General features: G+C 66.1%; 13 protein-coding genes. 10 read left to right on the plus strand and 3 right to left on the minus strand.

What is annotated here, in order from left to right:
- Positions 1–326 precede the first annotated feature (326 nt).
- Positions 327–1,052: a hypothetical protein gene (locus tag ACW17W_RS08915; protein WP_492076558.1), complete on the minus strand. Its 726-nt coding sequence runs from the start codon at positions 1,050–1,052 to the stop codon at positions 327–329.
- Between the two features lie 120 nt (positions 1,053–1,172).
- On the opposite strand from ACW17W_RS08915, the gene ACW17W_RS08920 reads away from it, so the two are divergent.
- From ACW17W_RS08920 to ACW17W_RS08950, 7 genes are all read left to right on the plus strand, one after another.
- On the plus strand, positions 1,173–1,958 hold the full coding sequence (locus ACW17W_RS08920) for a crotonase/enoyl-CoA hydratase family protein (RefSeq protein WP_492076559.1): 786 nt from the start codon (positions 1,173–1,175) through the stop codon (positions 1,956–1,958).
- 243 nt (positions 1,959–2,201) lie between these two features.
- The gene (locus ACW17W_RS08925; RefSeq protein WP_492076560.1) at positions 2,202–3,305 is read left to right on the plus strand and encodes an Acg family FMN-binding oxidoreductase; all 1,104 of its coding nucleotides are present in this window, start codon (positions 2,202–2,204) and stop codon (positions 3,303–3,305) included.
- A gap of 191 nt (positions 3,306–3,496) precedes the next feature.
- The gene (locus tag ACW17W_RS08930) at positions 3,497–4,522 is read left to right on the plus strand and encodes a DUF2268 domain-containing putative Zn-dependent protease (RefSeq protein ID WP_492076561.1); all 1,026 of its coding nucleotides are present in this window, start codon (positions 3,497–3,499) and stop codon (positions 4,520–4,522) included.
- 49 nt (positions 4,523–4,571) lie between these two features.
- The gene (locus tag ACW17W_RS08935) at positions 4,572–5,429 is read left to right on the plus strand and encodes a helix-turn-helix domain-containing protein (protein ID WP_492076562.1); all 858 of its coding nucleotides are present in this window, start codon (positions 4,572–4,574) and stop codon (positions 5,427–5,429) included.
- 78 nt (positions 5,430–5,507) lie between these two features.
- A complete protein-coding gene (locus ACW17W_RS08940) occupies positions 5,508–6,422 on the plus strand; it encodes an alpha/beta hydrolase (protein ID WP_492076563.1) in 915 nt (304 codons plus the stop codon).
- Between the two features lie 94 nt (positions 6,423–6,516).
- Complete coding sequence (locus ACW17W_RS08945) at positions 6,517–6,993, plus strand: nuclear transport factor 2 family protein (protein ID WP_492076564.1); 477 nt, start codon at positions 6,517–6,519, stop codon at positions 6,991–6,993.
- A gap of 532 nt (positions 6,994–7,525) precedes the next feature.
- Positions 7,526–8,023, plus strand: a complete 498-nt coding sequence (locus ACW17W_RS08950; RefSeq protein WP_013269086.1) for a YybH family protein — start codon at positions 7,526–7,528, stop codon at positions 8,021–8,023.
- 6 nt (positions 8,024–8,029) lie between these two features.
- Here the strand turns inward: ACW17W_RS08950 and ACW17W_RS08955 are convergent, their stop codons facing one another.
- Both ACW17W_RS08955 and ACW17W_RS08960 read right to left on the minus strand, forming a co-directional pair.
- Positions 8,030–8,455: a DUF305 domain-containing protein gene (locus ACW17W_RS08955; protein WP_492076565.1), complete on the minus strand. Its 426-nt coding sequence runs from the start codon at positions 8,453–8,455 to the stop codon at positions 8,030–8,032.
- A gap of 60 nt (positions 8,456–8,515) precedes the next feature.
- Positions 8,516–8,791: a metal-sensitive transcriptional regulator gene (locus tag ACW17W_RS08960; protein WP_013269084.1), complete on the minus strand. Its 276-nt coding sequence runs from the start codon at positions 8,789–8,791 to the stop codon at positions 8,516–8,518.
- 101 nt (positions 8,792–8,892) lie between these two features.
- Between ACW17W_RS08960 and ACW17W_RS08965 the strand changes: the two genes are divergently transcribed.
- The 3 genes from ACW17W_RS08965 to copD all read left to right on the plus strand — a co-directional run bounded on the left by ACW17W_RS08965 (position 8,893) and on the right by copD (position 12,598).
- Positions 8,893–11,247 (plus strand): heavy metal translocating P-type ATPase, encoded by a 2,355-nt coding sequence (locus ACW17W_RS08965; protein ID WP_492076566.1) that lies wholly within the window; start codon positions 8,893–8,895, stop codon positions 11,245–11,247.
- Positions 11,248–11,316: 69 nt separating this feature from the next.
- The gene (gene copC / locus ACW17W_RS08970; protein WP_013269082.1) at positions 11,317–11,679 is read left to right on the plus strand and encodes a copper homeostasis periplasmic binding protein CopC; all 363 of its coding nucleotides are present in this window, start codon (positions 11,317–11,319) and stop codon (positions 11,677–11,679) included.
- Between the two features lies 1 nt (position 11,680).
- Complete coding sequence (copD, locus tag ACW17W_RS08975) at positions 11,681–12,598, plus strand: copper homeostasis membrane protein CopD (RefSeq protein WP_013269081.1); 918 nt, start codon at positions 11,681–11,683, stop codon at positions 12,596–12,598.
- The last annotated feature ends 45 nt before the right edge of the window (positions 12,599–12,643 follow it).

Raw genomic sequence — 12,643 nt, forward strand, 5'->3', positions numbered from 1 at the left:
CTGAGCCGCGCTTTACTTGAACGTCCCCGGTGATTGACTGCGCCAAACGATCACACTTCCACTCCCTGTGAGTGAACCAACCACCTGCCGCCAACGCAACGACAATGGCGACTGCGGTCGGAGCAATGAGCGGGTTGGTCTTCACGCGGTCCCTCCAGCGAGCAAACAAGCCTATCGTCGGAAACGTCCGCTAACCACCCCAGGCCGACCTTCCGAGCGTCCGCTTTCCGGCGGGCCGCCGTAAGCGCGTTCAGCGATCAACCCTGACAACTGGCTCGCCGTTGGGGATGCCGCACCCTCGGCCGCTCATGGCGCGGCGCCTTGGATCACTGATCCGGAGGATCGTCGCCTTCTTCGTCGGCCTCGATATCAGCCGGGTCCTCGTCCTCCTCCGGCGCCGAGGTCATGGAGATCATCACGCCGCTGAAGCCGATCCGCTCCACGAACGGGCTGCCGTCCGGGATGAAGCCGATCTTCACATCCGCCGTGCCCGGCATGAAGTGATAGACGTTCCAGGTCCCGCCCTCGATCTGGCCCGGCAGATCGACGGTCTGGGCGGCCAGTCGCGTGGTCCAGGCGGTCATCAGGCCGGGATGGATCGGCGCTGTCGCCTCGAAATCCCACAGGCCGCAGCCGAGGAAGGTCAGCTCGTAGGCCTTCTTCCACGACTGGATCACCCCGTCCCCGTCGTCGTCCCCGGTCGTTCCGATCGTGGAGCTCAGCCGGTTCAGAATGAGGTACTGGCCGGCCGGTCCCGTCGGCGACTTCCAGACTTCCTGCACATTCTCCATCGGATATTCGGGATCGTTCATCTCGGCCCGGGCGAGAGCCAGGGTTGCGGCCAGCTCGGGATGGTCGTCATCGGCCGCCTTGACCCAGCCCGCCGCAGCGACCCGCGCCGAGCTCTTCGCCATATCGCGCCGGTCCGGGACGCACAGGGTCCTGAAAGTCTCCAGCCGACCGTCTGCGGGGATTCCCGTCGCGGGCGGGCGGGTCTCTGGCGGCGCCGCCTGGACGGCGACGGCGGACAGGACGGCGACGAGCAGCGACATCGGGGTCTCCTCTGCCTTGGTGATAGCAGGCGCGTCCGCAGGGTCCGACTGTCAGAACCTTACCGCTTTCGCACCCCGTCCCCGGTCGCTACCAAGGGCGGGAACAACGGGAGGACGGCCGTGAACGACCGCGTGATGATCCGGATCGAGGAGGGCGTCGCCGATGTCCGCCTCAACCGCCCCGACAAGATCAACGCCCTCGATCCGGCCATGATCGAGGGCATCGCCGCCGCCATCGACGCCCTGACCGGCGCCCCCGGCCTGCGCGCCGTCGTCCTGTCCGGTGAGGGCCGGGGCTTCTGCGCCGGGCTGGACATGGCGACCATGGCTGTGATCGGCGATCAGGATTTCGACATCATGGACCGGAGCCACGGCCTGGCCAATCTGTTCCAGCAGGTCGCCTGGGGCTGGCGCACCCTGCCCGTTCCGGTGATCGCGGCTGTGCATGGCGTGGCCTTCGGCGGCGGATTCCAGATCCTGTCGGGCGCCGACATCCGCATCGCCGCGCCGGACGCCCGCCTGTCGATCATGGAGATGAAATGGGGTCTGGTCCCCGACATGGCCGGCATGGCCCTGTGGCGCGGCAACATCCGTGACGACGTGCTGCGCGAGCTAATCTTCACTCACCGCGAGGTCTCGGGCGCGGACGGCGTCGCCCTGGGGCTGGTCACGCGCACGGCTGAGAATCCCCATGCCGAGGCCATGGCCCTGGCCCGTCAGATCGCCGGTGTGAGCCCCGATGCGGTCCGCGCCGCCAAACGTCTGGCCAATGCCGCCTTCGACACCGACGCCGCCGGCCTGCTGCTGGCCGAGAGCGACGAACAGGGCCATCTGATGCGTGCGCCCAACCAGGTCGAGGCCGTCATGGCCAATCTGCAGAAGCGGTCGGCCGTCTTCAGCGATTGACAGGGAGTCGTCGTCGTCTCCGGCTGGGCGAAGGCGACGGCGTCATCAGGGCGATCACGGGCCTCCGCCCTCCAGCGCCATGAGAGGTTGATCGGTTGAGGTCGAGCGCCATCCTCCAGCCGCCGGCGGGGTACGGTGCGGGCGCCGGGCCGGACCTTCACCGGCAGGGTGAGTTTCACAGTATCGTCGCCTTGAGCGCCCATGGCCTTGACCGCATCTCGAAACCGGGAGGAAGGGCGAGCCATGAACCGGCGGCATATGCTTATCGGCGGAGGCGGACTGGCGGCCTTGGGCGCTGGCGCGACATGGCTGGGCCTGGCGGGTCTGGGCTCGTCAACCGACTATGCCGCGGCGACAAAGGCGATGCGCGCGACGCTTCCACCCCAGCCCTTGGCCCGCGAGATCATTCGCTATGCAACGCTCGCCCCGAACGGCCACAATACCCAGCCGTGGCGGTTCGCCGCGAGCCCGGGCCTCATCACCATCCGGCCGGATTTCACCCGGGCCACGCCCGTGGTCGATCCCGACGACCATCACCTGTTCGTCAGCCTCGGTTGCGCCGCCGAGAACCTGGCCCTGGCTGCGGCGGCGCGGGGCTATCACGGCGATCCGGTATTCGACGACGGCGGCGAAGGGGCGATCCGCTTCGCCCATCGTCCGTCGCCGCACCGGGCCTCCCCCCTGTTCGACGCCATCCCGGTCCGGCAGTCGACTCGCGCCGACTATGACGGGCGAACGGTCAGTCCGGCCCACCTGAAGGCACTGGCGGAGGCTGCGGCCAGACCCGGCGTCGATCTGGTCCTGATCACCGACCGGCCGATGATGGATCGGGTCCGCGATCTGGTCGTCTCCGGAAACAGCACCCAGATGGCCGACCCCGCCTTCATCCGGGAACTGAAGTCCTGGCTGCGTTTCAATCCGCGTCAGGCGCTGCGAACCGGCGACGGCCTCTACAGCGTCGCGAGCGGCAACCCCGCGCTTCCCGACTGGCTGGGCCCGCTCGCTTTCGACACCCTGATGTCGGCCGGTTCCGAAAACGACAAATATGCGCGCCAGATTCGCTCATCCGCCGGGGTCGCGGTCTTTGTCGGCGCCCGGGAGGATCCGGCCCACTGGGTCGCCGTCGGTCAGGCCTGCCAGCGTTTCGCGCTTCAGGCGACCGCCCTGGGACTGAAGCACGCCTTCATCAACCAGCCGGTCGAGGTCGCCGCCCTGCGACCCGAGTTGGCCTCCCTGATCGGCCAGCCGGGACGACGCCCCGATGTCGTGATGCGTTTCGGCTTTGGCCCCCTCATGCCCTATGCGCTGCGGCGGCCGGTGGACGCGGTGATCACGGCGTCAGCCTGAACTGGCTCCTCGGAACCGGCGCCGCCCTTCCGGTCGCCCCCTCGAACCCGCCAGGGCCATCGCGCGGCGGGTCCCGGACGATCGCGGGGGGGCGCCAGAATCCCCCCGCCACACGCAGCGCCCGGCCGGCGCGAGCCGCGTGAGCGACGGCATGGTTCCCGAGGCCGCAGCCGTCCGGCGCCGGCCCGGGCTTGCTGCCGGGCGTCTTGACCTCTTTCATTTTACCAGGCGAAGATGATGTGGCGGGTGGCGCGCCCCGCTTGCGCGCTCCCTCCTCCCACCAGGCGCCCCGGCGAGAACTCACCGTGCGATCAGTAGCCTTCGTGGCGAGCCTCGCCATGTCGTTGATCATGACCCTTCCAGCCTGGTCCCAGGCCCGCGTCACGCTGGACACATCCGATGTCGATCTGTTCTACCGACTTTATGATGCAACCCATGGCGGCCCGACCGCCGAGCAGCTCCAGTCTCACTATATCGACATCGGCTCGCCCGGATTGCGCACCTTTTTCGAAGCCCGCCGCACAACCGCCAGCCGCCTCGCCGACGCGATAGCATCAGATCCAGAGCTCTATGCGCAGGGTCGCCTCTGTTCGACGGCCCTGCCTCGCGTGAAAGACCAGGTCGATGTCGCCCTGGCTGAACTCGTTCGCCTCTACCCGGCGGCCCGACTGCCCTCCGTCACCGTGGCTGTGGGTCGCGGCCGGCCCGTCGCCATCGGCAGTCCGGTAACGGGCGTCCAGGTGGGACTGGAAGCCCTCTGCGCAACCGATTTCATCGACCCCGACATCGAGAGGCGTTTCGTCGGCGTACTGGTTCATGAGTTCATTCACGCCCAGCAAAGCCCGATCCTGTCCGAGAAGATGAACCCGACCGTTCTTGAAACGGCGCTGGTTGAAGGTGGAGCAGAGTTTGTCACTGAACTACTGATCGGGCGCCCGGCCTACGGCTATTTCGAACCCCTGACCCGGGGGCGCGAAAGCGAAATCGAGACAAAATTTCTGGCGGACATGCACAAGACAGATCTTTCGGACTGGTTTTTCAACTCCAGCCGGGAAAAGCCATCCGATCTTGGTTACTGGGTCGGCTATCGCATCGCCCGGGCCTACTACGCCGGTTCGTCGGACAAGGCGGAGGCGTTGGCGGACATCCTCTCGGTGACTGACGCAGACGCCTTCCTGCGTGCGAGCGGCTGGTCGCCAGAAACCCTGCCACAGTGATCATACGGCTTTGCAGTCATGATGGAGACCCAGGCTGCGGGAGGTAGCCATGGTTCCGGCGAGAGGCGCGGCAGATCCGCTTGGCGATAGACCGGTGGCCAGGCCGCTCCCGGGGGCGCTGTCATGGCCGGGACTTCGGACCGAATACGCCTGGCTCAGTCCACATGAAGGCGCGACGGTAACCGGGTCTTCGCAGATCGGCGTCGCTTTCACCTCCCATACCGGCCTGGTGCAACAGCACGCCGGCAGGGAACGCGAAATCGATGTCGCCGCCGGCGCCACCTTCGTCACAGGCGCCGACCCGATCACATGGCTTCGTGTCCGGGAGCACACAGAGGCCCTCGAAATCTATCCACAGATCGAACTCCTTGCTCGCATCGCCGACACCTCGCCATCCCGGGTCCTGATTTCCCCGTCGCTTGGACCTCCCGACCCGGTCGTCCTCGCCGTCGCCTCCATCTTCCGGCGCGCCCACGCCGCAGACGCCTACATCAGCGATATCGCCGCCAGCGAACTCGCCGTTCGACTGGGCACGCGACTTGTCACTCGTCACACGAGCACCCGCATCCCGCGAGATCGGTTCCATGGCTATCTCGACGACCGACGTCTGAAACGCGTTGCAGGCTTCGTAGAAGCGTCTCTCTCGGGCTCGCTCGACATCCATTCGCTCGCAGACGTGGCTGCGCTCAGTCCCGCTCATTTCAGTCGCGCGTTCCGCCGCACAACAGGCCTCTCGCCGCATCAGTTCGTCACCATGCGCCGCATCTCGCAGGCAAAACACCTGCTGATGTCCAGCGAGGAGTCCGTTGCCGAGATCGCAGGCCGGGTGGGTTTCGCCAACGTCAGCCATTTCCGGAGACTGTTCAGGTCCCATTTCGGCCTTGCGCCCTGCGACGTCCGGCGCTGATCGAAGACAGCAGGAATCGACCCTCTCCGATCTCGCCGGCGGTGTCAGAGTCTCTCCTGAACTCGGGAGAGGAAATCCGTGTCGTCCAGCATCTTCGAAACGCCGTTGTTCATTCCGACCGGAAGCAGCCACCTCGTCGGCCGGCTCTATCGAAATGTCGACAACCTGTCCGATCCTCAGCCCGCCGTAATCGCCAGCGGATCATGGCTGACGGTGAAGGAACAGATGGCGGCGCGCTACGCGCGCGAGCTATCGGCGCGCGGCTTCACGGTCTTGACCTTTGACTTTGCAGGATGGGGCGAAAGCCGCGGCTTTGCCCCCCAGACCGAAATCCCTGCGCAGAAGATCCTCGACATCATCGCTGCGGCGCACTTTCTGCGGACGCTCTCCTGTGTCCGCAGCGGCGAGGTCGGCTATCTCGGCATCTGCGCCAGTGCGATGTACGCGGCTGCCGCCATCCACCGCGGCGCGCCCATCGACAGCCTTGTCAGCATCGCAGGCTGGTTTCATGACACCGCCACGGTCGCGGCCTACTATGGCGGCCCTGAAGGCGTTGGCGTCCGCCTTGCCCGGGCGCGTAACGCGGTCGCGCGCCTGATGGCTTCCACCGATGCCTCGCTGGTCCCCGCCTATGAAGAAGGGAACGACCATGCGGCCATGTTCATCCCGCTTGACTACTACGCCAATCCAGCGCGCGGGCGCATAGCCGCCTGGCGCAACGAGATGTCCGAAGTCAGCTGGCTGCACTGGTTGTCATTCGACGGAATTTTCGCTGCGGAGCGACTGAACGTACCCACCCTTTTCGTACACGGCGATGAATGCGCCCTGCCGGACAATGTGAAACGCATTTGCCGGGAAATGGACGCCCCCAACACGCTGATCTGGCATCCGGGCTTTCAGGTTGACTACTATGACCGGCCGGACCTGGTTTCGCTTTCGGTCGAGGCCGCTGCCGAGCATTTCCGCACCACCCTGGGGGGCGATAGCGGATGAGCGGAAGCCGGATCCTGTTTCCCGGTCTTCTCGGGACGCTTGCCGCCTTCAGGTCCCCGCCAGCGCGAAAACAGATGCACACGCGAGCACAAACATGACCGTCCAGGCCCTCTCTCCCGTTGGCGACCCGGAAACGGCGTGCGTCATCTCGATCGTCTCGTCGATTCCACTGGCGATTGATCTGGCTCGCTATGACCTCGCTGAAGCCGCATTCGCCCAGTCGATCCTGGTCGACTACACCAGCGTTTGGGGCGGCGAGCCGCTGAGCACGACACCGCGCGCCCTCATGGACATCTGGCGAGGCCTGGTCCCGGGCTTTGATGCGACCCGACACGAACTTGGCGATGTCCAGGTCGTCATTGACGGCGACCATGCGACGGCGACAGCCTTGGTCGACGGTCGGCACTGGCTTGACGGCGCGCTCTGGCGACCCGTCGGAAACTACCGCTGGGCATTGCGCAGGATTGACGGTCGCTGGAAGGTCACTGCCATGACTTTCGCCATGACGCAGGAGATCGGCGATCGCGGACTGGTGACCCTGGCGACCGAGCGGGCGAAGGCGCGGCCCTGACTGCGCCCAACCCGGTTTGTCGCTGGCGCCGGTCTACGCCGCCCCTGCGCTCGTCACTCCCACTCGATTGTTCACGGGACCAGAAGGCGCTGATTTATCAGCGCCTTTTCTCTGACCTTCGCGACATACCGACTGCGGTACCGTCGCGAAAACAAAGCTGCTGAAAAGAAACAAGATTTTGATGTAGATAAAATTCCGGTGATGCCGCGGTCTATCGGGAGGCGCCGGCCACGGCCAAGACTGCAAGGCGCAGCAACCCCAAGCTCAGAGCCTTCCTAATACCGACAAATCCATACCGACATGAGCGGCAGTCGTGTGAGACGATACCGTCATTTGGATGATCGGCCAACGTCGTCAATGCGCCAGGATCGGACTTCACGTGACGCCGCGAGGCCTGACATTAGGATCTCGAGGGTTTCGCCAAACCGTGCAGGTCAAGTCGGGCGCTTCCTCTGATCACGCCGGCCAATTGCCCGCATTGGCAATGGCAGCGCAGAGTGTGAGAACCGGCCATCGCATCGGAGCCCTCAGCATGTCGAACGCCAAGCTTCTCCTCGTCCTCGCCGTCTCAGTGTCGATCTGTTCAGTCGGGCCGGCGTTCGCTCATGCTCCGGGCCAGACCGCCGTCGCCTCGGTTAATGACGTGCAGGCGGAGGCGACTGCGGCAGCGCAGGTCGTCGATGCCTTTCATGCTGCGCTCGAACACGGAGAAGCAGACGCTGCACTGGCCCTGCTGTCCGACGACGTCCTGATCTTTGAGAGCGGCGGGGCTGAACGATCGAAAGCCGAATATGCCCAACACCATCTGGCCGCCGACGCGGCGTTCTCGGCCGCCGTGCCCAGCATCCGGTCCCGCCGCCTCGCGCGAGCCAGCGCGGACAGCGCCTGGGTCGCGACCGAGAGCCGAACGACAGGCTCGTTTAACGGCCGCCCGATCAACAGTCTCTCGGTCGAAACAATGGTCCTTCGTCGCGAGGCCGATGGATGGCGGATTTCGCACATTCATTGGTCGTCGCACGCGGCGCGCTGATCCAAGTCAGCCAGCAGGGGCTGCAGACGCGCCCTTCTGGGCCAGCCATGCGTCGATCAAGGTGATTTCGCGCTCCTGCGCCGTGATCACCTCTTGGGCCAGGCTTCGCGCTTGGGCGTCCTTGCCTTGCGCCAGCTCGACACGGGCCATCGATACGGCAGCGACGTGGTGCCCCCGCATCTGCTTCATGAAGTCGATGTCAGCGTCGCCGGTGAAAGCCGGCATCTGCTCCATCATCGTGTTCATTGAGGATTTGTAGCCCTGAGTGGCGATTGAATCGCCCGGCGAGGCCGCGGCGATGCCGCCCATCTTCCCGTGCGTGGCCGCCATTGCAGGAGCTTCAGGCGGGCCAGCAGGGGGCGCTTCAGCTTGTTGCGGGGAACAGGCCGCTGACAGGGCGCAGGCGACGATGACGAGACTGATGCGGTTCATGACGGGCTCCTTGAGATCCCGACGTTAGCGACCGGACCTCCTCGTTCGTTCCGCAAAGCCCTACCGACTGGCTCGCGCCAACAGTTCGATCAGTTCGCCGGCCTTGGCCTTGCGATCCTCGGGATCGTCGCCGGTCATGGCGCCCATCACGCAGTGGTCAAGGTGGTCCCTCAGCACTTCGGTCTCCACGCGATGCAGCGCCGCCCGGACCGCCTGCAACTGGGTCAGCAGGTCAACGCAGTACCGATCATCTTCGACCATGCGCGCGATTCCCCGCACCTGGCCTTCGATGCGGCTCAGCCTGTTGAGAACCTTGGGTTTCGTTTCAGTTTGCATGCGGCCTCGCCTCGTGAGCCATCAATATACCCCATACGGGTATCTTGCGATATACCCCCCACCGGTATATGTGAGCGCTTCGATCAGCCGGAGAGAGCGACATGACCACGCATCCCCACAGTCACGCCGCAGTTCATGCCTGCTGCGGGGCAAAAGCCTCGGATGGCGCGGCCACGGTCAAGGATCCGGTCTGCGGCATGTCGGTCGATCCCACGACGACGGCCCATCGAGCCAGCCATGACGGACAGGACTATTTTTTCTGTTCGGCCGGGTGCCAGTCCAAGTTCGTCGCCGACCCCGCCCCCTACTTGACCCCAGGAATGCAAGCGGAGCCCGTCATTCCCGGCGCCATCTACACCTGCCCCATGCATCCGGAGATCCGACAGGAAGGACCGGGGTCGTGCCCGATCTGCGGCATGGCGCTGGAGCCGGAAACCGTCACCGCTGAAGCCCCGCCCAATCATGAACTGGTCGATTTCACCCGCCGTTTTTGGATCGGTCTGGTCCTGACCCTGCCGGTCTTCGCCCTGGAGATGGGCGGGCACCTGACGAACCTGCACATGCTGATCCCGGGCCAGATGTCGAACTGGATTCAGTTCGCGCTGGCGACGCCCGTGGTCCTGTGGTGCGGCCTCCCCTTCTTCGAGCGCGGCTGGACGTCGCTGCGCACCCGTCGGCTGAACATGTTCACCCTGATCTCAATGGGGGTGGGGGTAGCCTGGCTCTACAGCGTCGTCGCCGTCCTCGCTCCGAGCCTGTTTCCGCCCGCCTTCCTCAAGGCCGATGGGAGCGCGCCGGTGTATTTCGAGGCGGCGGCGGTCATCACCGTGCTGGTGCTGATCGGACAGATTCTGGAACTTCGGGCCCGGGAGCAGACCTCCGGCGCCATTCGAGCCCTGCTGGACCTCGCGCCCAAGACCGCACGACGGGTCCGGGCCGACGGCGTAGATGAAGATGTCTCCTTAGATCAGATCACCGTTGGCGACCGCCTGCGCGTCCGGCCCGGCGAGAAGATCCCGGTCGACGGCGAACTCTTGGACGGCCGGGTCGCGGTCGATGAATCGATGGTGACGGGAGAATCGATGCCAGTGACGAAGGATGTCGGAGATCGCGTCGTCGCCGGCTCCCTGAACAAAACCGGCTCCTTCATCATGCGCGCCGACAAGGTCGGGGCCGACACCCTGCTGGCCCAGATCGTCCAGATGGTCGCTCAGGCCCAGCGAAGCCGCGCACCGATCCAGCGGCTGGCCGACACGGTCTCCGGCTGGTTCGTGCCGACCGTGATCGCGATCGCCCTGCTCGCCGCCCTCGTCTGGGGCCTGGTCGGCCCGGAACCCCGTCTGTCCTACGCTCTCGTCGCCGCGGTTTCGGTCCTGATCATCGCCTGTCCCTGTGCGCTGGGCTTGGCGACCCCGATCTCGATCATGGTGGGCGTGGGCCGAGGCGCGCACGCCGGCGTCCTGATCAAGAACGCGGAAGCGCTCGAACGCCTCGAGAAGGTCGATACCCTCGTTCTGGACAAGACCGGCACCCTGACGGAGGGGCGTCCGTCGGTGACGGCGATCCTGCCCGCCGAGGGCTTCACCGACACCGACATCCTGCGTCTCTCGGCCAGCCTCGAGCGCGGCAGCGAGCATCCCCTGGCCGACGCGATCGTCCGAGCCGCCCGGGATCGGGCCCTTACCCTGTCGGAGGCCGCGGATTTCGACAGCCCGGTCGGCCGGGGCGTGCGCGGGACGATCGAGGGACGCCAGGTCGCGCTGGGCAACACCCGCTATCTCGGTGAACTCTCGATCGACGTCTCCGCCCTGGAGCCGAAGGCCGAAGCGCTCCGTCACGACGGCGCCACCGCCATCTTCGTGGCGATCGACGGGAAGGCAGCCGGGGTCCTCGGCATCGCCGATCCGATCAAGGCCACGACGCCCGCCGCGATCATTGCATTGAAGGCGGCCGGCCTGCGGCTTGTCATGATGACCGGGGACAACCGGACGACGGCCGAGGCCGTGGCGCGACGTCTCGGCATCGACGAGGTTCAGGCCGAGGTCCTGCCGCAGGACAAGGCGTCCGTGGTTCAGCAGCTTCGCGCACAGGGCCGGATCGTCGCTATGGTGGGGGACGGCGTCAACGACGCCCCTGCCCTCGCCGCCGCCGATGTGGGCGTCGCCATGGGGGCGGGCTCGGACGTCGCGATCGAGAGCGCGGGCGTGACCCTGTTGGGCGGCGATCTGCAGGGCATCGTTCGGGCCAGACATTTGTCGAAGGCGGTGATGGGCAACATCCGCCAGAACCTTGTCTTCGCCTTCGGCTACAATGCGCTCGGCATCCCGGTGGCGGCCGGCCTGCTGTACCCTGTCTTCGGCTGGCTGCTGTCGCCCGCTCTGGCGGCGCTCGCCATGGCGCTCTCTTCGGTCAGCGTCATCGGCAATGCGCTGAGGCTGCGCGCGGTGAAACTCTAGGCCGACGAGGGAAAGCGGCGTGAGCCGCGTATTTCTGAGATATCGTCTGGATGTCAGTGGAGTCACGACATGGGTTTCAATCGTTTCGGTCCCGCTTTCGCGGTCGCTGCGGCCGTGGTCATGGCCGCCGGCGCGGTCAGCGCCCATGCGCGTCTCGTCAGTTCGACGCCTGCGGCGAATGCGACCGTGGCCGCACCCCGCTCCATTGCCCTCACTTTCAGCGAGCGGATGGTGCCGGCATTCTCGACGTTTGACGTGGTGAACGCCGCCGGCGCCAAGACCGCCGTCAGCACGACCGTGAGCGAAGACGGCCGATCGATCACAGGCGCCCTCGCCCGACCGCTCGCCGCCGGAGGCTATACGGTCAACTGGACCATCGCCTCGAGCGACGGCCACCGCATGACAGGCTCCTACGCCTTCACCGTTCGCTGAGGTGATCGAGGCCTGGGTTATTGGCCTGAGAGCGATCCAGTACGGCGCCGCCGCGCTGCTGTTCGGTCTGCCGGCCTTCCTGATCTACAGCGCCCCAGCTACGGAGCCCCTTTCCCTGGCTTGGCCGCGACCCGCCCTGTTCTGTGCGGCCGTGGCGCTGGCGTTGGCGGCGCCCGCCGCCCTCATCGCCCACACCGCGATGATGGCCGGATCCTTGAGCGAGGCGATCAAGCCCGAGACGCTCGGTATGATGGTGACGGGTATGGGCTTGGGGATGGCGCTAGCCGTTCGGTCCCTTGTCGCCTTTGTGGCCTTGGCGGCGGTCGCGATGATCCGGCCCGGTCCGCGACTGTGGTGGGCCTGCATGCTCCTCGGCCTCGTCGTCTCGGCCACCTTCGCCTGGACCGGTCATGGTGCGGCCACCGAGGGTCCCGGACACGGACTCCATATTGCGTCCGACATTCTGCACGCGGTTTCAGCGTCTCTTTGGGTCGGCGCTCTGGCCGCCTTCGCCGCCTTGGTCGCATGGCGTCCCCGGGAGCCATCCCGGCACGATCAGGCTCTGGCGCGCGTCTTGGCCGGCTTCGCGCAAGTCGGCACCCTCGCCGTGGCGGTTCTCCTGCTGACGGGCTTGGTCAACAGCGCCTTCCTGGTAGGGTGGAGCGGGCTCTGGACGCTGCCCGACAGAGCCTATGGGCGCTGGCTCATCCTCAAGCTCGCCCTGTTCGGCCTCATGCTGGGACTGGCGGCCATCAATCGCTTCCGCCTGACCCCCGCCGTCGAGGCCGTCCGTGCGGACTCGGCTACCGTGTTCGGCCATCTCAGGCGAAGCCTTGTCGTAGAATTCGCGCTCTCTCTGGCCGTTCTGATGGTCGTCGCCGTGATGGGGACGCTCGCGCCCCCGGCCTCGTTGCCTTGACGGGGCGGGGCCTCAACCGAGGGATTTGGTCGTACGAGGCGTATG

It is taken from the genome of Brevundimonas sp. FV1ye29L (genome assembly GCF_058681095.1).